Source organism: Xanthobacter sp. BG11Y11_SDJG (assembly GCF_057364445.1).
Genome location: NZ_JBNFNU010000037.1, coordinates 1 through 19,642 on the forward strand (window position 1 = coordinate 1; position 19,642 = coordinate 19,642).

Genomic DNA, 19,642 nt, shown 5'->3' on the forward strand with positions numbered 1-19,642 from the left:
GGCCGCTTCCGGCGAGGCCCGGCCCGGGCGCAGGCCCACAGGCGGATCGGCAGCGGCACCGTGCGCGCAGCCTTGGCGAACGGCGCCAGCGCCGGATGGTGCAGCAGCTCGTCGGCCAGCGACGGCGGGGCGTCGGGGCGGAAGTTCACCACCAGCAAATCGGGCCGGGCGGTGACGATCTCCTCCAGGCGCCAGCTGCCCCATGCGGTCGGTGGAGAGGCGGGGGGCCAGGTTGTCGAGACCGGCGCGGGCCAGCACCGCGTCGGGCACCGAGCCGCGCCCGGCGGTGAAGCCGTTCGGCCGCAGCACCACGGCGGTGGGAGGGTCAGCCGCGGCCGGGGGCAGGGCGGCCATGGCGGCCTCGATCTGCGCCACCATGGCCTCGCCCCGTTCCCTCTCGCCGAGGCGTGCCGCCACCTGACGGATCTGGGCATAGGCCTCGTCCAGGGTGGCGGGCACGCCGAGTTCCATCACATTGAAGCCGAGCCGCCGCAGCATCGCGGTGGTGGCGCGGGTGGTGAAGGCCCCGGCGATGACGAGGTCCGGGGCGAGCGGCACCACCTCCTCGGCGAGGCCCCGGTTCACCGGCACCCCCGCCGCGAGGTCGGCGACGTTCGAGCCGCGCGGGTCGCGGGCGAGGTAGGTGACCGAGGCGACGCGGCCCGGATCGGCGAGGCGCAGCACCAGTTCGTCGGCGCACAGGTTGAGCGAGACGATGCGGGCGGGCTTCGCCTCTCCCGCCGCCGCGGGCGCGGCGGAAAGAAGCGCGAGAAGGAGCAGCGCCGCCCGCATCACGGCCTCAATAGGTGAGCTTCAGGCCGGCGAAGGCGCCGAAGCCCGGGGCGAGGAAGCCGTTGGGGTTCTCGTAGGTCTCGTCGAACAGGTTGTCGATCCGGCCGAACAGGGTGGCATGCTCGTTGAAGGCGTAGTTCGCCGTGAGGTTCACGATCGTATAGCCGGGCTGGTCCACATAGTTCGACGTCAGGCGCTGGATGTCCCACCAGGACGAGACATAGATCAGGGTGGCGGTGAGGTCGAGCTTGTCGGTCGCCTGCCAGTTCACGCTCAGGCTCACCTTGTCGGTGGGCCGCCGCAGTGGAATGCACGAGGTGGCGGTGAGCGGCGCGCAGGCGGCGCCGAACGGCTGTCCGGGCGGGAAATAGCCGACCACGTCGGTATAGGTGTAGTCGGCGCGGACCTTCAGCGTGTCCGTGACCTTCACCGCCACGAACACTTCGGCACCCTGCGTGGTGGCGCTGGAGATGTTGACGTTCTGGTACGTGACGGGGTCGTAGCTGATCAGGTTGGTGATGTCGTTGTGGAAGTAGGTGGCGCCGAAGGCGAGGCGGCCCTTGAAGAACTCCTGCTCGAAGCCGGCGTCATAGCCCTTGCTCTCCTCCGGCTGGAGGTCCGCATTGCCGTAATAGGGCGCATAGAGCTGATAGAGGGTGGGCGCCTTGAAGCCGGTGCCGTAGCTCGCCTTCAACTTGGTGCCGGTCTCCGGGAACAGGAGCGCCGGGGCGAGGCGCCAGGTGGTGTGGTCGCCGAACGTGTCGTCGCTGTCGTAGCGGACATTGGCCGCCAGGAAGAGCCGCTCGAAGAACTGGCCCTGATATTCCGCATAGACGCCGGTATTGCCGGTTGAGGCATCCAGCTGCGTATAGGCGGTTTCGGACGTCATGCTCTCGTTGCGGCGCTCGACGCCGGCCAGCACGTTCTGGCCTGGCGCAAAGGTATAAAGAGACCGCAAATAATAGATCTGCCGGTCGCCGGTATAGTCGCCGTTCACCGAGGCGTTGGGGCCGTCGGTGGGCCGGCTCGAGGTCATGGCGCTGACGCCGAACGTGGTCTCGAGCGCCCCGTCGAGCGCCTTCCACACGCCCTCGCCCTTGGTGAAGAACATGGAGGCGTAGCTGGTGGAGCGGAGCGGGGCCGGGATGCCGGCATAGGTCGGCGGCGGGTAGATGTCCGGCGTGAAGGACAGCTGGCTGTCGATGTAGCGGGCGACGAAATTGACCGCGAACGTGTCGCTCAGCTCGTAGTCGAGGCGGGTGGAATAGGTCCAGTTGTCATAGGCGTTGGGGTTGCGCGGATAGCCGAGCGGCACGAGGTCGGCCGGCGTCACCGGCGTGTCGGTGGACGAGAAATGGGTGACGTTGAAGGAGTAGGACAGCTTCTCGGTGGAGCCGCTGAGCGCCAACGCCTGGTTGAAGGTGCCGAACGATCCCAGTTCGGCATAGCCGAAGGCCTTGGCCGGTCCCTCGCCCTTCTTGGTGGTGACGGAGATGACGCCGCCGATGGCGTCCGAGCCGTACAGGCCGCTCTGCGGCCCGCGCAGCACCTCGACCCGGGCGAGGTCGGTGGCGAGCATCTGCCCCAAATCGAAGGCGCCGTTGGGGGTGGAGGGATCGCCGGCATCGATGCCGTCGATCAGCACCTTCACATGGTTGGAATTGGTGCCGCGGATGAAGACCGAGGTCTGCCCACCCGGCCCGCCGGTCTGCACCACGTTGAGGCCGGGCAGCGATTCGAGCACCTCCGGCAGGGTGCGCAATTGCTTGCGCTCGATCTCCTGCGCCGTCACCACGCTGACCGAGGAGGCGATCTCATCTTCCGGGGTGGGTATGCCGGTGGGGCTGGTCACCATCACGTCCGGCAGGTCGATGGCGGGGGCGCCGGCCTCAATCGGCGACTGGGCCAAGGCCGCCGCCGGGGCGAGCAGAAGGCTGGCGGGAACGAGGAGGCGGGCGGCGCGCGCGGCACCGCGAGGGGAAAAAGGATGGCGGGGGGGCATGACGGCCTCGGCACGAGTGGTCCGTCACCGCGAACGAGGCCACCGCCGGCACCACGGCCGAACGGATCTGCCACCATCAGGACACCCCGCCCGACGTGCTCGCGCGTGACCACGGCTGACGGCAGGTCTCCTGGCTCGCGGGTCGCTGTCCTGTCGCCGCCTTCCCAGGCTTGAGGCCCAGTGGCATGTGACGCAGGACTCGCCGCTTACAGTTGCGGGGGCAGCCGCGGCATCTCCGTAGAACCCGTTTCCGGGCGGGCGGATCACCGCGTTCCCTTTTGATCCCCGAGGGGAACCGTCGCCTATAGCTAGGCCGACAAGTTTACCTCCGTCAACACGCGATGGCACCGCGTCCGGCGAAATCGTCGGTGAATGATATTCATGCAACGCTTTAGCCGTTTTCACGGCTTGACGCGCACAAGCTGCCTGTCCATTGCAGCTCAACTTAACTGGCGACCGATCGCAGGCTCGGCTATAGCGGAAGCGGCTCGACCTGCGGAAAGGACATTCCCTTGCCCGACGCGATGTCTCGCATTCCGAACGCGGTCGCCCGGCTTGCCCGGTTCACGGGTGGCCCGATTCTCCTGGCGGGAACGCTGCTGCTCGCGGGCTGCGGCGAGGCGCCCAAGGCGGAGAAGGCCGAGCCGCGCCCGGTGCGCACCGCGCTGGCGTCGAGCCGCGTGGCGAGCGATGCGGTGACGCTGACCGGCCAGGTGGAGGCGCAGAACGAGGCCTCCTACGGCTTCCGCATCGGCGGACGCGTCATCGAGCGCCTCGTGAATGTCGGCGACCGGGTGAAGCCCGGCCAGGTGCTTGCCCGCCTCGATCCCCAGGACGAGCAGAACGCGCTGCGCTCGGCGCAGGCGGCGCTCTCGGCGGCGCAGGCCAACCAGTCCCAGACCCGCAACCAATATGAGCGCCAGCGCCAGCTGCTCGCCCGCGGCTTCACCCCGCGCGCCCAGTACGAGCAGGCCGAGCAGGCCTATCTCAACGCCCGTTCCCAGGTGGATGACGCCGAGGCCCGCCTGCAGATGGCGCGCGACCGGCTCGGCTTCACCGAGCTGAAGGCCGACAGCGCCGGCGTCGTCACCCAGCGCCGTGCCGAGCCCGGCGAAGTCGTCCAGCCCGGCCAGAGCATCGTCGAGGTGGCGCGCCAGGACGGACGCGACGCGGTGTTCGACGTGCCGGCGGCGCTGCTCTCCTCGCTGCCCGCCGATCCCTTGGTGGAAGTGACCTTGGCGGGCGATCCCAAACGCCCGCGCCACCGGCCGGGTGCGCGAGGTGGCGCCGCAGGCCGACCCCGTCACCCGCACCTTCCGGGTGCGCGTCGGCCTGATCGATCCGCCCGAGGCGCTGCGCCTCGGCACCACGGTGATCGGCCGCGTGAGCGTGGATGGCGGGCCGGTGATCGAGATCCCGGCGAGCTCGCTGACCCGCCTCAACGACAAGCCGGCGGTATGGGTGGTGGACCCCACCGCCAAGACCGTCGCCCTGCGCAATGTGGAGGTGCTGCGCTTCACGCCCGCCGCCGTCACCGTGGCCGAAGGGCTGAAGCCGTCCGAGATCGTGGTGACGGCGGGCGTCCAGGCACTCCATCCGGGGCAGCAGGTGCGCCTGCTGGGAACCCAGCCGTGAGCGCCCCTTCGGGATTCAATCTCTCCGCCTGGGCGCTTCGGCACCGCTCGATCATCATCTATCTCATGGCCATCTCGGTGGTGGCAGGGGTGATGGCGTTCCGCAATCTCGGCCGCGCCGAGGACCCCACCTTCGTCATCAAGACCATGGTGGTGCAGGCCAACTGGCCGGGCGCGACGCTCGAGGAGACGTTCAAGCAGGTCACCGAGCGCGTGGAGCGCAAGCTCCAGGAGGTGCCGAAGCTCAACTATCTGGAGAGCTACACCAAGCCCGGCCAGACCACGATCTTCGTGCACCTCCAGGGCTCCGCCACCGCCGCCGAGGTGCCGGACATCTGGTATCATGTGCGCAAGAGCGTCGGCGACATCCGCCACACGCTGCCGCAGGGCATCGTCGGGCCGTTCTTCAACGACGAGTTCGGCGACACGTTCGGCATCATCTACGGCTTCACCGCGGACGGCTTCACCCATCGCGAACTGCGCGACTATGTGGAGGGGGTTCGCTCCGAACTGCTGCACGTGCCGGACGTCTCGAAGATCGAGATCCTCGGCGCGCAGGACGAGCGCATCTTCATCGAGTTCTCGATGCAGGAGCTCGCCAGCCTCGGCATCGACCGCGCCGCCGTGCTCGCCGCGCTCCAGGCGCAGAACATCGTGCGGCCGGCGGGCGAGATTCAGACCGGCAAGGAGAACATCTCCATCCGCGTCTCCGGCGCCTTCACCTCGGAGCAGGACGTCGCGAACGTCAACTTCGTCGCCAACGGCCGGCTGATCCGGCTCGCCGACATCGCCACCATCCGGCGCGGCTTCGCCGATCCGCCGCAGCCCATGTTCCGCACCAACGGCAAGCCCTCCATCGGCCTTGCCATCGCCATGCGCGACGGCGGCGACATCCTCGCCATGGGCCGGAACATCGATGCCGCCATGAACCGGCAGATCGCCGATCTGCCCATCGGCATCGAGGCGCATCTGGTGGCCGACCAAGCGGTGACGGTGTCGAGCGCCATCGCCGAGTTCATGGAGAGCCTGTGGCAAGCAGTGGCGATCATCCTCGTGGTGTCGTTCATCGCGCTGGGCGTGCGGGCCGGCGCCATCGTCGCGCTCGCCATCCCGCTGACGCTCGCCATCGTGTTCGCGCTGATGCAGCTGGTGCATATCGACATGCAGCGCATCTCGCTGGGCGCGCTCATCATCGCGCTGGCGCTCATGGTGGACGACGCCATGACCACCACCGACGCGACGCTGACGCGCCTTGCCGCCGGCGACGACAAGGTGACCGCCGCCTCCTACGCCTTCAAGGCCTATGCGGCGGCGATGCTGGCGGGCACTCTGGTGACGGTCGCGGGCTTCGTGCCGGTGGGCTTCGCCGCCTCCTCGGCGGGCGAATACACTTTCACGCTGTTCGCCGTGGTGGGCATCGCGCTCATCGTCTCGTGGTTCGTGGCGGTGCTGTTCGCGCCGCTGCTCCAGGTGCTGATCCTGAAGGCGCCGCCGAAGGAGAGCATCCCCGATCCCGACGCCCCGCCGAAGGGCGTCATGGGGCTCTATCGCGGCTTCCTGGTGCTGTGCCTGAAGCTGCGCTGGGTGACGATCGCCGTCACGCTCGCGCTGTTCGTGCTCTCGGTGCTGGCGCTGCCTCTGATCCCGCGCCAGTTCTTCCCCTCGTCCGACCGGCCGGAACTTCTGGTGGACCTCGCCTCGCCGCAGAACGCCTCGATCTATGCCTCCGAGAGCGTGGCCGAGGCGTTCGACGCTTTGCTGGCGAAGGACCCGGACGTGAAGCGCTGGTCCACCTATGTGGGCCGCGGCGCGATCCGCTTCTATCTGCCGCTCGACGTGCAGCTGCCCAACGACTTCTTCGCCCAGACCGTGATCGTGGCGCAGGACGTGGCCGCCCGCGACAGGCTCAGGGCGAAGCTCGAGAAGGCGCTGGCGCAGGATTTCCCGCAGCTGGTCTCCCGCATCGCGCCGCTGGAGCTTGGCCCGCCGGTGGGCTGGCCGGTGCAGTACCGCGTCTCGGGCCCCGACATCGAGAAGGTGCGCGCGCTCGCCTTCGAGCTGGCCGCCGTCATGGCCTCCAATCCCGAGGCCGAGACCGTCAATTACGCCTGGCTCGAGCCGGCCCGGCAGGTCCGCATCGAGGTGGACCAGGACGAGGCGCGCCTGCTCGGCCTGTCCACCGCCCAGCTCGCCGCCGTGCTCAACACCGTGCTGTCGGGCCAGGCGGTGACGCAGGTGCGCGACGACATCTATCTCGTCAACGTGGTGGCTCGCGCCACCGACGAGGAGCGCGTCTCGCTGGAGAGCCTCGCCACCCTCCAGGTGCCGCTGCCGAGCGGGCGCACGGTGCCGCTCTCCCAGATCGCCAGCTTCGCCTACGACCAGGACTATCCCGCCATCTGGCGCCGCGACCGGGTGCCGACCCTGACCGTCCAGGCGGACGTGCGCCGGGGCGTGCTGCCCGAGAGCGTCGTCGAGAAGCTGGAGCCGAAGATCGAGGCGCTCCGCAAGACCCTGCCGCCCGGCTACCGCATCGATGTGGGCGGCACGGTGGAGGAGAGCGCGGCCTCGTTCGCCTCCGTGGTGGCGGTGGTGCCGGCGATGCTGCTCCTGATGTTCACCGTGCTGATGTTCGAGCTGAAGAGCTTCCAGCGCATCATCATCGTGCTGTCGGTGGCGCCGCTCGGCCTGATCGGCGTGGTCGGCGCGCTGCTCGCCTCCGGGCGGCCGCTGGGCTTCGTCGCCATCCTCGGCGTGCTGGCGCTCATCGGCATGATCACCAAGAACGCGGTGATCCTGATCGGCCAGATCGAGGCCGACCGCGCCGCCGGCAAGACCGTCTGGGATGCGGTGATCGCCGCATCCTCGGTGCGTTTCCGGCCGATCATGCTCACCGCGGTCTCCACCGTGCTCGGCATGATCCCCATCGCGCCCACCGTGTTCTGGGGGCCCATGGCGTTCGCCATCATGGGCGGGCTGCTGGTGGGCACGCTGCTCACCCTGATCTTCCTGCCGGCGCTCTACGTCGCCTGGTTCGGTCCCAAGACCGGGCCGGAGCGGGTTGCGGCCCCGGCCGGCGAGGCTGTCCATCCGGCCTGAGGCGCGGGATTTCGCCGGACGCGGCATGCTTGCGCCCGCCTAAAACGACAAGACGCCAAAAAACAAGACCAAGAAACAGGACCGGGAGGACCAGGAAGGTGCAGTCCGCAGCCGCCGGCGGCGGCAGGCGTGCGCCCATGCGCAGAGGAGATCGCGAGATGGACAGAGACCGGGTTCTGGTGGACTTGGCGCTTCAGGGCGGCGGCTCCCACGGAGCGTTCACCTGGGGCGTTCTCGACCGCCTTCTGGAGGAGACCTGGCTCGACCTCGAAGGCGTGTCCGGCACGTCGGCGGGCGCCATGAACGCCACCGTGCTCGCCGACGGCTATGCGGCCGGCGGCGCCGAGGGCGCGCGCAAGGCGCTCGACAGCTACTGGGCGCATGTGTCCGAGGCGGCGCGCTACAGCCCCTTCAAGCGCTCCCCGCTCGACAAGATGCTGGGGCGCTGGGGCCTCGATGCCGCGCCGGGCTACATGTTCATGGACTTCATGACGCGCATGTTCTCGCCCTACCAGTTCAACCCCATGGGCGGGAACGCGCTGGCGCCGATCCTCGCCAAGCAGATCAATTTCGAGCGCGTGCGCACCTCGCCGGTGAAGGTGTTCATCACCGCCACCAACGTGCGCACAGGACGCCCGCGGGTGTTCCGCAACGCCGACATCACGCCCGAGGCGCTGATGGCCTCGGCCTGCCTGCCGACCCTGTTCCAGGCGGTGGAGATCGACGGCGAGGCCTATTGGGACGGCGGCTATTCCGGCAACCCGACGCTCGCCCCGCTGGTGAGCGAGCTGAAGTCGGACGACACCATCCTCATTCCCATCAACCCGCTGGAGCGCCCGGGCACGCCCAAGACCCCGGCGGAAATCCTCAATCGCCTCAACGAGGTGTCGTTCAACTCGGTGGCCGTGAAGGAGCTTTACATGATGGCGCTCCTCCAGCGCCACACGGCCGAGCTTTCCGGCGACAGCGAGGCCTGCAACTGGGCGCGCATGCGGGTGCACATCGTCCGCAACCCGATCATGGCGAGCCTCGGCTTCTCCTCGAAGCTCAATGCCGAATGGGAGTTCCTGACCATGCTCAAGGAGGAGGGGCGCAAGGCGGCCCAGGTGTTCCTCGATGCGCACGGCCACGACATCGGCAGGACCTCCACCGTCGACTTCAACATGCTGCTGTCGGAGCTCTGAGCCATGGGCCTTCTCGGCATCCTCGTCGGCCTCTCGGTCCTGATCTATCTCGCCTTCCGCGGCTCCTCGATCCTGATCCTCGCGCCCATCGCCGGGTTGATCGCGGCGGCCTTCTCGGGCGAGCCGCTGCTGGCGAGCTGGACCCAGACCTTCATGCGCAACGCGGCGGATTTCGTCGCCCAGTTCTTCCCGCTGTTCCTGCTCGGGGCGGTGTTCGGCAAGCTGATGGAGGATTCCGGCTCCGTCACCTCCATCGCCGACTTCATGACCAAGACGCTCGGCACCTCGCGGGCGATCCTCGCCGTGGTGCTGGCGGGCGCCATCGTCACCTATGGCGGCGTCTCGCTGTTCGTCGCCTTCTTCGTGCTGGCGCCCATGGGCATCGCGCTGTTCCGCGCGGCGGGCGTGCCGCGGCGGCTGATGCCGGCGGCGATCGCGCTGGGCACCTCCACCTTCACCATGTCGGCCATGCCCGGCACGCCCTCGATCCAGAACGCCATCCCCATGCCGTTCTTCGGCACCACGCCGTTCGCGGCACCGGGGCTCGGCCTCATCGCCTCGCTGATCATGCTCGCGTTCGGCATGTGGTGGCTGAAGCGCCGCGAGGCGGCCGCCCGCGCCGCCGGCGAGGGCTTCGGCGCCTTCGCCGTCGATCCCGACGCCTCCGCCGAGAGCGCGGTGGACGATCCCATCGTGCGCGAGCGCGCCACCACCGCCGGCGCGTTCGACCCGTCCGAGATCCATTCCAGCGCCGAGACGGAGAAGGGGCCGCCGATCGCGCTCGCGGCGCTGCCCATCGTCGTCGTCATCGTCGTCAACCTGCTGATGTCGTTTGTCGTCCTGCCGCGCATGGACACGTCCTTCCTGGCCGGCCGGAATGGGGCGGCGTGACCCTCTCGGCGGTCGGCGGCGTGTGGTCGGTGATGGTGGCGCTGACCGGTGCCATCCTCACGGTGATCGCCATCAACTTCCGCTCCGTGCCGGTGCTGCGCGCCACCGTGACCGCGGGTGCCAATGCCTCGGTGCTGCCGATCCTGTCGGTGGCGAGCCTCGTCGGCTTCGGCGCCATCGTCGCCTCGCTGCCGGCCTTCGCCGTGGTGCGCGACTTCGTGCTGGGCATCGAGGGCGGGCCGCTGGTGTCGCTCGCGGTCGCCACCAACATCCTCGCCGCGCTCACGGGCTCGGCCTCCGGCGGCCTCACCATCGCCCTCGACGCGCTGGGGCCGACCTACATGAAGATCGCGTCCGAGATCGGCATGGACCCGGCGCTGATGCACCGGGTGGCGGTGATCGGCTCGGGCACGCTCGACAGCCTGCCGCACAACGGCGCCGTCGTGACCTTGCTCTCCGTGTGCGGGGTGAGCCACAAGGAAGGCTATCTCGACATCGTCATGGCCGGCATCGTCGGCGCGCTGATCGCGCTGGCGGCGGTGATCGTGCTGGGGTCCCTGGCGGGCAGCTTCTGAGCCCGCGGGCCGAGTGGGGGGAAGGGATGCCGGTCAGCTACGAGGTCTCGGGCTTCCTCGCCTTCACCCTCGCCATCGTCGTCTATTTTGTCGGCGCGGGACTGAACAGGGTCATCGCGCCGCTGCGCCGGTGGAACATCCCGGAGGCCGTCACCGGCGGCCTGCTGGCGGCGGTCGCGACGCTGGTGGCCTACCGGGTGCTCGGCCTCGCCATCTCCTTCGACCTCGCCGCGCGCGACGTGCTGCTGCTCTATTTCTTCACCGGCATCGGCCTCAATGCGCGCCTGTCCGATCTCGCGGCCGGCGGGCGGCCCCTGCTCATCCTCCTGGTGCTCACCGTCGCCTATCTCGGCCTGCAGAACGTGGTGGCGGCGGGCGGTGCCGCGCTGTTGGACCTGCCGAAGGGCCTCGCGCCGCTGCTCGGCTCGGTGTCGCTCATCGGCGGACACGGCACCTCCATCGCCTGGGCGCCGCTGATCTCCGAGCGCTTCGGCCTGCCGAACGCGCTGGAGGTGGGCATCGCCAGCGCCACGCTGGGGCTCGTCATCGCGAGCCTTCTGGGCGGGCCGGTGGCCGGCATCCTCATCGCCCGCTTCAAGCTCTCCAGCGAGGAACTGCTGCCGCCCATGGTGGGCCTGCCGCAAGACGACGTGGGACCGGACGCGGGAAAGGTCTCCTACGACAATATTCTCAGCTCGATGCTGGTGCTGAACCTCGTCATTCTCGCGGCCTATTCGCTCGAAGACATCGTGGAGAAGACCGGCATCAGGCTGCCATTGTTCGTGGTGTGCCTGCTGGTGGCCATCGTCGCCACCAACACGTTGCCGCGCCTGATGCCGCGCGCGCCGTGGCCGGCCCGCACCCCGGCTCTGGCGCTGATCTCGGACCTGTCGCTGAAGATCTTCCTCGCCATGTCGCTCATGAGCATGCAGCTCTGGACGCTGGGCGGGCTCGGGCCGGCGCTCGCCGTGGTGCTGGGCCTCCAGACCCTGGTGGCGGTGGCCTACATCCTGTTCGTGGTGTTTCCCGCCATGGGCCGCGACTATCAGGCGGCGGTGCTGGCGGCCGGCTTCACCGGCATCAGCCTCGGCGCGACGCCCACCGCCATCGCCAACATGACGGCGGTGACGCGCACCCACGGCCCGGCGCCGCTCGCCTTCATCATCCTGCCGCTGGTGTCGGCCTTCTTCATCGACATCGCCAACGCGCTCGCCATCGGCTTCATGGTCCGCTGAGCACCCGCTACCGCTCGCAGACATAGATGCCGCGCAGCACCTCGTCGAAATGGCCCTCGATGGCGGCCGAGCAACCGCAGGCGGTGCGCTTCAGCCGGTCCTTGTCCCGGAGCACGATGGTGCCGCGCCGGGCGTCGATGATGCCCTCCTGGCGCAGGTTGCGCAGGGTGCGGTTGACGAAACTGCGGCCGACGCCGAGCAGGCCGGCGAAATCCTCCTGCGTCATCTGCAGTTCGTCGGAGCGGGTGCGCTCGGAGGCCGCCAGGAGCCACTTGCAGGCGCGCTGCTCGATCGTGTGCGTGGCGTTGCAGGCGGCGGTCTGGAACACCTGCGCCAGCAGACAGTCCGAATAGCGCGCGAACCAGTGGCGCAGGTGCACGGAATCGATCTTGGCCTGCTCCAGCGCCGCGGTCCTGATCCGCAGGAATCGCCCCGCGCTGCGCACCTGGGCCATGGCATAGGCCGGAATCTGGCCGTTGGAGACGATGCCGCCCACCGCGCCTTCCCAGCCGATGATCGCCACCTCCACCACGTCGCCCGCGTCCGCCGCCACGCAGAACGAGGCGAGCGCCGGGCGGCAGGGGAACCAGGTGTGGATCACGTCATCCCCGGCGCGCTGGAGCAGCGCGCCGTTCTCGAAGTCGAAGGCCTGGAGGTGAGGCATCAGCCGGTCCCGATCCGCCGGCGCCAGCACCGCAAGCAGGCGATTGTCCATCATGTCGTCCAGCACCGCCAAGGCCACGCTTGATCCCTTTCTGTTCTCGGACTGTGCCCTAGTGGACAGACGCCCGAAGGGGCGCATGTTACTGGGACACACATGCTCGAACTTTCCAGCCAGATTGTCGTTCCGGCCGCTCGCCCCTTCCGCGCCGAAGCGGGGTGCCTGTGGGCTGCCGCGGTGGCGCATAAAGCCTTGCGCGGCCTGGCGCAACGCCGGTGAGGGTGCCGGTCGACCTCACCAATTGCGATCGCGAGCCGATCCATCAGCTGGGCGCGGTCCAGCCGTTCGGCTTCCTGGTGGCGCTCGGCGACGACTGGCTGGTCGAGCGCGCATCCGACAATGTGGAGGCCTATCTGGGCCTTCCCCCGAGCGGGATGCTAGGGCGTCCCGCCACCGACGTCTTCGCTCCCGAGGCGATCCACGTGCTGCGCAACATGGCGGCCATGCTTCTGGCGCCGGATGCGATCGAGCGCGGCCATGTGGACCATCTCACCACCGCGGGCGGCCCCTTCGACGTCGCGGTGCACATTGCCGACGGACTGTTCGTGGTCGAGGGCGAGCCGCCGGCGGCGCCGCGGCGACGCCAGCGCCCTGGTGCGCGCCATGATTTCGCGCGTGCGGCTGGCCGCCTCGCTGAAGGGGTTCCTGGAGGAGGGCGCGCGCCAGGTGCGCGCCCTCACCGGCTTCGACCGGGTGATGGTCTACCGCTTCGACGCCGCCGGCAGCGGGGAGGTGGTGGCGGAGGCGCGGCGCAGCGGCGTCGAGGGCTTCCTCGGCCTCAATTATCCCGCGTCCGACATTCCGGCGCAGGCGCGCGCGCTTTATGTGCGCAACACGGTTCCGGGTGATCGCGACGTCGGCGCGGCGCCTGCTCTCCTGGTCCCCCAGTTCGACGTCGCCGGAGAGCCGCTCGATCTGTCCATGTCGCTGCTGCGGGCGGTGTCGCCGATCCACATCGAGTATCTGCGCAACATGGGCGTCGCCGCCTCGCTCTCGATCTCGATCCTGGTGGAGGGGCGGCTGTGGGGCCTCATCGCCTGCCACCACTACGCGCCCAAGCGCCCGAGCATGATGGAGCGCACCGCGGCGGAACTGTTCGGGTCCATGTTCTCGCTGATGCTGGAGAGCCGGCTGCGCGCCGAGGAGGCGGACTATGAGGCCAGGGCCCGGTCCGTCGCGTCGCAACTGCTCGCCACGATCGCCCGCGACGGGTCGCCATGGCGGACCCCGCATGGTTTGGCAGGGTCGTGGCCGAGGCGATCCCGTGCGACGGGGTGGGCGTCATGATCGACGGCGTCAGCGCGCTCTCCGGGCTCACCCCGGACGAGGCGCAATTCCGCGGCGTCGTGTCCTGGCTCAACCGGGCGGCGCCTTCGCAGATCTTCACCACCGACCAGATTTCGAGCGTCATCCCGGAGGCGGCGGCCTATGGCGGCAAGGCGGCCGGCTGTCTCGCCATTCCCATCTCGCGCATCTCCCGGGATCATGTGGTGCTGTTCCGCGCCGAGCGTCTGCGGGCGGTGCGGTGGGCCGGCAATCCGGAGAAGCCGGTCGAGCTCGGCCCGCACGGCGCGCGGCTGACGCCCCGCAAGAGCTTCGAGGAATGGTCGGAGCTGGTGAAGGGGAAGGCCGAGCCGTTCACCGCAGCCGAGCAGCGGGTCGCGGAATCCCTGCGCGTCGCCCTGCTGGAGGTGGTGCTGCGCCTCGCCGATGCGGCCGGCGACGAGCGGCGCAGTGCGCAGGAGCGGCAGACCCTTCTGGTGGCGGAGCTGAACCACCGGGTGCGCAACATTCTGGCGCTCATCCGCGGCCTCGTCGCCCAGACCCGCCAGCATGCGGTCGATCCGCACGAGATGATGGGAACGCTGGATTCCCGCATCCAGGCGCTGGCCCGCGCCCACGACCAGGTGAGCGCGGACCGGCTCGCGCCGGCAAGCCTGGCCGGCCTCATAGAGACCGAGATGAGCGCCTTCCTCGGCCTCCGGCGCGATCGGGTGCAAATCGAAGGAACCGACGTGCGGCTGGTGCCGGACGCCTTCACGGTGCTTGCGCTCGTGGTGCACGAACTCGTGACCAATGCAGCCAAATACGGCGCGCTCTCGCAGGACGGGCTGGTGACGGTCCGCTGGTCGCTCGACAACAGCGGTGACCTGCGGCTGTCCTGGATCGAGACCGGCGGCCCGCCCGTGACGGCCCCCGTCCGGCGCGGGTTCGGCTCGACGATCATCGAGCGGTCGGTGCCGCACGAACTGGGGGGCGCCGCGGAGATGCGCTATCGGGTGACGGGCATCGAGGCCGATTTCCGCGTGCCCGCGCGCTGGGTCGCTCCGATCGCGCCGCGCCCCGTCCCCGCGCCGGCCGCCGCCGCCCCGGAGCCCAAGTCCAGTCCGTTCGAGGACCGGGTGGTTCTGGTGGTCGAGGACAGTCTGATGATCGCGCTCGGCTGCGAGGCGGCGCTGCTGGAACTCGGCGCCCGCGAGGTGCTGCTCGCCGCCTCGGCCAAGGACGCGCTGGCGCTGCTCGCCGATCGAAAGGTGGACGTGGGGGTGCTGGACTTCAATCTCGGCCCGGTGAACAGCCTGTCCGTGGCGGACGAACTGAAGGGGCGCGGCGTGCCGCTGATCTTCGCCACCGGCTACGGGGATGCCCTTGCATTGCCGCCTGAGCATGCCGGCACGCCGGTGGTGGTGAAGCCCTATACGCCGGTCGAGCTGTCCAAGGCCGCTGCCCGCGTCATGCCGCGATAGGGCGCCGCCGCCGCGGTCAGTTGCGCCCGCCGGAGAAGACCAGGATCGGCGCCGCCGCGACGCTGCCCACCGCCGCGCCGACGCCGCCGCCGACGCGGGCGACGAGGCCGTCCTCCTCATTCAGGTCCTGGCCGCCGGCGAGGCGGGCACCGATGAGGCCGACGATGTCCTTCTGGGTGGCGAACACCGAGTGGTTGAGCGCGTCGCCGCCCTGGAGCGCGGTGAGGTCGACCACCGTGATGCCCCGCGCCCGCTCAAGGCGTGCCGCATATTGCGGGTCGTTGAGGTCGACCGCGCCGACCCGCGTCACCTGGCCGGCGAGCAGGCGCGAGAGGCCCAAAGCCTTGTCGTTGCGCGACACGAAGATCGTCACCTTGGGGCGGCTGGGGCCGATATCCACCATCTGGCGCTCGAACACGTCGATGTCGAGGTCGGGGGAGGCGAGCACCAGATCGGTGATCTTTGCCGGCACACGCCCGTTCTTGAGCGCGATCTGCCGCAGCGCCTCCACCGCGAGCCAGGCGCCCATGGAATGGGCCATCACCACCACCTCGTCCACCTTCGGGCTCGCCGCGGCGGCGGTGAGCACATAAGCGAGGTCGGAGCGCGAGAAATTGGCGCTCTCGCGGTCATAGACATAGTCCGTCACCCGCCCGCGCGAGGGCCAGGAGAACAGCACCGGCACCAGCGAGGCGTCGGTGTCGGCGATGAACTGGGCGTATCCGAACACCGAGGCGTCGAAGCGCGTGTTGAAGCCGTGGACGAACACCAGCACGCGCCGCTTCTTGCCATGCCGCGCCGTGAACCAGGCGGCGATGTCCGTGCGCTGGAGCGGCTCGAGCCGGCTGACGACGAATTCGCGCGCCGGATCGCCGTTGGGGCCGGAGGGCCATTGGATGGAGCCGACCGGCCGGTTGGCCGGCACCGAGACCGCGACGTCCGTGAAGGCGAGGCCGTCGCCGCGCTCGCCGGTGAAGACCACCCCGGGTGCGTCGCTGGGCGCGCGGGTGGTGGCCACCAGCATGTCCACCCTGGTGCCGGGCGTGTCGCCCACCGCCACGGGCACCAGCACGCCTTCGGGGCGGGCACAGGCGGCGAGCGCCAGCAGCCCCAGCCCGGCCAGAATCGGCGCCAGGCTGCGCCCAAAGGCACGCCGCCCACCCGATCCGCCCGAACCCATCTGCCGCGCCATGTCGTTTTCCAAGCCGTTCCACGAGGCTTCGCCCGCCTCTTTATAGAGCGTTGCAGGTAAAGGGAAAGATGCCGCGCGGCGCGGGCGCCTGCGGGCCGGTAGCGGGCGCCGCCGCGGCGGCGATTTCTGTTGCCCCGCGCCGGATCGCCCTTTCGCCGGTCCGGTCGTTTCGCCCATAAAGGGACGCCGCGGCGGGTGCGGGCTTTGGGGGGAACGCCATGAGGGCGCTGGTCGGGCTTGCTGCCCTGGTGGTGATCTGTGCCGCGCTCCGGGAAGCGCAGACCCTGATCGTTCCGGTGGTCTTCGCGGTGTTCGTCATGGCGCTCGCCTGGCCGCTCCAGCGCCGTCTGGAGCGCGTGCTGCCCAAGATCGCCGCGGTCCTGGCGACGCTGGTGGTGGCGCTCGGCGTGGTGGGGGCGGTGACGTCGCTGGTGGTCTGGGGCTTCGGCCATGTGGGCCAGTGGGTGTTCGCCAATGCCGCCCGCTTCCAGGCGCTCTACGGCACGTTCGGCGTCTGGCTCGAAGGCCACGGCTTCGTGCTCGCCAGCGTGATGGCGGACCATTTCGACGTGCGCTGGATGCTGCGCCTGTTCCAGGACATTTCCGGCCGGCTGCACTCGCTCGCCTCGTTCCTGGTCTTCACCTTCCTCTATGTCCTGCTCGGCATGCTGGAGGTGGACGCGCTGAAGTCCCAGCTCCTCAAGCTCCGGCCGGCGGGCGCGGCGCCTATCTGGTGGCGGCGGCGCCGCGGCGGCGGAAAAGCTCCAGAAATACATGATCGTGCGCACCCTCATGAGCCTCGCCACGGGCTTTGCGGTGTGGGCCTTCACGCTGTTTTCCGGGCTGGAGCTGGCGCTGGCCTGGGGCGCGATCGCGTTCGCGCTGAACTATATCCCGTTCATCGGTCCGTTCGTGGCCACCCTGCTGCCGACCGTCTTCGCCCTCGCCCAGTTCGAGTCCTGGGAGATGGCGGTGTTCGTCTTCGTCTGCCTGAACGTGATCCAGTTCCTGTCCGGCAGCTATATCGAGCCGCGCATCGCCGGCAAGACGCTCGCGGTCTCGCCGTTCCTGGTGCTGTTCTCGGTGTTCTTCTTCGCCTTCCTCTGGGGCCTGCCCGGCGCCTTCATCGGCGTGCCGGTGCTGATCGTGACGCTGACCTTCTGCGCCGGCCATCCCCGCTCGCGGCCGGTGGCGGCGCTGCTGTCCGGCAAGCCGGCGGACGGCGGCTGAGGCCGCTCACTGCTGCGCGGCGAGGAAGGTGCGGAAGCGCGCCAGGGCGAAGGCGAAGAACAGCATGCCGATGGCGAAGGTGGCGGCAAAGCGCGGCCACACCGTCTCGATCCCCGCACCCCGGTAGAGGATCGCCTGCGCGAAGGCGACGAACTGGGTCGAGGGCGAGGCCTGCATGGCCACCTGCAGCCATTGCGGCATGCTTTCCAGCGGGGTGAAGCCGCCCGAGAGCATGTTCATGGGCAGCACGACGAGGAAGAACAGCAGCCCGAACTGCGGCATCGATCCCGCCAGCGTGCCGAGGAAGATGCCGAGCGAGGCGGTGAAGAACAGATAGAGCGCCGCGCCGGCGAGGAACAGCGGCACCGAGCCGGCGATCCCCATGCCGAGACCCCATTTCAGGATCACCACGACGCTGAACGCGGAGCCCACCAGGATCACCGCGCCATTGGCGATGATCTTCGCCAGCATGATCTCGGACGGGCGCACCGGCAGCACCAGGAGATGCTCCAAGGTGCCGTGCTCGCGCTCGCGGATCAGCGCCGCCCCCGCCAAGAGCACCGAGAGCATGGTGATGTTGGTGATCAGGCCCATGGTGCCGGTGAACCAGGAGGATTCCAGGCCCTGGTTGAAGGCGACGCGGATCTTCAGCTCCACCGGCGTCGGCACCCCTTCCGAATGGCGCAGCACGAAGCGGTTCACCTCCTCCTGGAAGATGGCGGAGATGTCGTTGGCGCCGAGGCCCGCCTGCATCAAGGCGGTGGCGTCGATGAGCAGCTGGACCTCGGGTTCGCGCCCGGCGAGCACGTCCGACTGGAAGTCGGGCGGAAAGTTGAGGACGAACGTGTAGCGCGCAGCGTCCATGCCCCGGTCCACGTCCTGCGGGGCGATATGAACCGGTGTCTGGAAGCGCGGCGGCAGCAGGCCGTCCAGGATGGCGTTGGAGAGCGCCGAATTGTCCTCGTCCACCACGCCGATGGTGGCGCGGTTGAGATCGTGCCGCATGCCGTTGGCCTGGAGCACGATGGCGGCGGTGAAGGCATAGAGCACCAGAACCAGGAGCGACCGGTCGCGCCACAGGCTGATGAGTTCCTTCGCCACCAGCTCGCGCACGTTGCCGGCGAAGGCGCGCCGGCGCGGCGGGTGCTGGCCTGCGGGGGAGGGCGAGGGTAAGGCGGGAGCGGGCGCCATCTCACGCCTCCTGCTTGCGCAGGATCACCCAGGCGAGGGCAAGCAGCGCCGGCCAGAACAGGATGGTCGCGCCGACGAACGGCAGGAGATCGGCGAAGTCGAGCCCCTTGGTGAAGGCGCCCACCGAGATGCGCATGAAATAGGTGGTGGGGAAGAAGGTGCCGAGCACCCATGCCCCGCCTTCCAGCGTCGCCACCGGCTGGAGCATGCCCGAGAACTGGGTCGCCGGCATCATGGTGCCGATGGCGGTGCCGAACAGCGCCGCGACCTGCGTGTTCGTCAAGGTAGAGGAGACGAGGCCGATGGCGGTGGTGGCCAGCACATAGGCGGCGGCGCCGAGCGCGAGGCCGAGGAAGGAGCCCTTCAGCGGCACGCCGAACAGGAACAGCGCCATCAGCACCAGGACGCCGAAATTGAAGAACGCGACGGCCGCATAGGGCAGCTGCTTGCCGAGCAGGAATTCGAGCTTGGTGACGGGGGTGACATAGAGATTGGTGATGGAGCCCAATTCCTTCTCCGTCACCACGCCGAGCGCGGTGAGGATGGCCGGGATGAAGATCAGCATCAGGGCGATGGTGGCCGGCACCATGGCCTCGACGCTCTTGAAGGCCTGATTGTAGCGGTAGCGCATCTCCAGGGTGGCGAAGCTCGTCACGCTTTGTCCCGCCATCTGCGCGAGATCGGCGAGAAACAGGAGGTGCACTGCCTGCACATAGCCCTGGATCGTCTCGGCCCGGAACGGCATGGCGCCGTCGATGGTCACGAGGATCTCGGTCGGCCGGCCGGAGCGCAGATCGGCGCCGAATTCCGGCGGGATCTCGATCGCGAAGGCGATGTCGTTGGCCTTCAGCCGGCGGTCGAGGTCGTCCGGGCTCTTGAGCGCCGGCTCCATGACGAAATAGGTGGAATGGGCGAAGCCGTCCACATAGGCGCGGCTCTCCGGCGTCTGATCGCGGTCGAGCACGGCAAAGCGCAGCTTGTCCACGTCGAGGGTGATGCCGTAGCCGAAGATCACCATCAGGAGCGCGGTGCCGAGCAGCGCGAAGGCGAGGCGCACCGGGATCACGCCGCAGCTCCAGCGCCTCGCGCCAGGCATAGGCGCCGAGCCGGCGCGGCGAGAAGGCCGCCGGCCGCCCGGCGGCATGGGGG

12 protein-coding genes, 3 pseudogenes and 1 riboswitch are annotated in these 19,642 nt (G+C 69.2%); of the genes and pseudogenes, 8 read left to right on the top strand and 7 right to left on the bottom strand.

What is annotated here, in order from left to right:
- Together AC2W7M_RS05905 and AC2W7M_RS05910 are read right to left on the bottom strand one after the other, a co-directional pair.
- On the bottom strand, positions 1-792 hold a 792-nt coding region (locus AC2W7M_RS05905; protein ID WP_486130835.1), incomplete at its 3' end, for an ABC transporter substrate-binding protein.
- 7 nt (positions 793-799) lie between these two features.
- Positions 800-2,794 (bottom strand): TonB-dependent receptor plug domain-containing protein, encoded by a 1,995-nt coding sequence (locus tag AC2W7M_RS05910; RefSeq protein WP_486130837.1) that lies wholly within the window; start codon positions 2,792-2,794, stop codon positions 800-802.
- Between the two features lie 103 nt (positions 2,795-2,897).
- A riboswitch (cobalamin riboswitch) is annotated at positions 2,898-3,109 on the bottom strand.
- Positions 3,110-3,318: 209 nt separating this feature from the next.
- Here AC2W7M_RS05910 and AC2W7M_RS05915 point away from each other — a divergent pair.
- The 6 genes and pseudogenes from AC2W7M_RS05915 to gltS all read left to right on the top strand — a co-directional run.
- Positions 3,319-3,978: pseudogene (locus AC2W7M_RS05915) on the top strand (efflux RND transporter periplasmic adaptor subunit); the annotation flags it as partial.
- A gap of 97 nt (positions 3,979-4,075) precedes the next feature.
- Positions 4,076-4,429 carry an efflux RND transporter periplasmic adaptor subunit gene (locus AC2W7M_RS05920; RefSeq protein ID WP_486130854.1) on the top strand — a complete coding sequence of 118 codons (354 nt, stop codon included), beginning with the start codon at positions 4,076-4,078 and terminating at the stop codon, positions 4,427-4,429.
- Positions 4,426-7,527: an efflux RND transporter permease subunit gene (locus AC2W7M_RS05925; protein WP_486130855.1), complete on the top strand. Its 3,102-nt coding sequence runs from the start codon at positions 4,426-4,428 to the stop codon at positions 7,525-7,527. Before AC2W7M_RS05920 ends, AC2W7M_RS05925 begins: the two co-directional genes overlap by 4 nt.
- Positions 7,528-7,685: 158 nt before the next feature.
- The gene (locus tag AC2W7M_RS05930; RefSeq protein WP_486130839.1) at positions 7,686-8,711 is read left to right on the top strand and encodes a patatin-like phospholipase family protein; all 1,026 of its coding nucleotides are present in this window, start codon (positions 7,686-7,688) and stop codon (positions 8,709-8,711) included.
- A gap of 3 nt (positions 8,712-8,714) precedes the next feature.
- Positions 8,715-10,177: pseudogene (locus AC2W7M_RS05935) on the top strand (GntP family permease).
- A gap of 26 nt (positions 10,178-10,203) precedes the next feature.
- Positions 10,204-11,412 carry a sodium/glutamate symporter gene (gene gltS, locus AC2W7M_RS05940; RefSeq protein ID WP_486130841.1) on the top strand — a complete coding sequence of 403 codons (1,209 nt, stop codon included), beginning with the start codon at positions 10,204-10,206 and terminating at the stop codon, positions 11,410-11,412.
- Between the two features lie 7 nt (positions 11,413-11,419).
- On the opposite strand, the gene AC2W7M_RS05945 is transcribed toward gltS, so the two are convergent.
- The gene (locus AC2W7M_RS05945; protein ID WP_486130843.1) at positions 11,420-12,154 is read right to left on the bottom strand and encodes a Crp/Fnr family transcriptional regulator; all 735 of its coding nucleotides are present in this window, start codon (positions 12,152-12,154) and stop codon (positions 11,420-11,422) included.
- A 194-nt stretch (positions 12,155-12,348) separates the two neighbouring features.
- Here AC2W7M_RS05945 and AC2W7M_RS05950 point away from each other — a divergent pair.
- Positions 12,349-14,880 (top strand): annotated as a pseudogene (locus tag AC2W7M_RS05950) (HWE histidine kinase domain-containing protein).
- 16 nt (positions 14,881-14,896) lie between these two features.
- On the opposite strand, the gene AC2W7M_RS05955 reads toward AC2W7M_RS05950, so the two are convergent.
- Positions 14,897-16,072 carry an alpha/beta hydrolase gene (locus tag AC2W7M_RS05955; protein WP_486130844.1) on the bottom strand — a complete coding sequence of 392 codons (1,176 nt, stop codon included), beginning with the start codon at positions 16,070-16,072 and terminating at the stop codon, positions 14,897-14,899.
- A gap of 496 nt (positions 16,073-16,568) precedes the next feature.
- The gene (locus tag AC2W7M_RS05960) at positions 16,569-16,715 is read right to left on the bottom strand and encodes a hypothetical protein (RefSeq protein WP_486130846.1); all 147 of its coding nucleotides are present in this window, start codon (positions 16,713-16,715) and stop codon (positions 16,569-16,571) included.
- Between the two features lie 131 nt (positions 16,716-16,846).
- Here AC2W7M_RS05960 and AC2W7M_RS05965 point away from each other — a divergent pair, with 131 nt between their 5' ends.
- Positions 16,847-17,302 carry an AI-2E family transporter gene (locus tag AC2W7M_RS05965; RefSeq protein WP_486130848.1) on the top strand — a complete coding sequence of 152 codons (456 nt, stop codon included), beginning with the start codon at positions 16,847-16,849 and terminating at the stop codon, positions 17,300-17,302.
- A 6-nt stretch (positions 17,303-17,308) separates the two neighbouring features.
- Here AC2W7M_RS05965 and AC2W7M_RS05970 read toward each other — a convergent pair whose 3' ends face one another.
- Positions 17,309-18,493: an ABC transporter permease gene (locus AC2W7M_RS05970; protein WP_486130850.1), complete on the bottom strand. Its 1,185-nt coding sequence runs from the start codon at positions 18,491-18,493 to the stop codon at positions 17,309-17,311.
- A gap of 1 nt (position 18,494) precedes the next feature.
- A partial coding sequence (locus tag AC2W7M_RS05975) for an ABC transporter permease (protein WP_486130852.1) occupies positions 18,495-19,642 on the bottom strand: 1,148 nt, incomplete at its 5' end.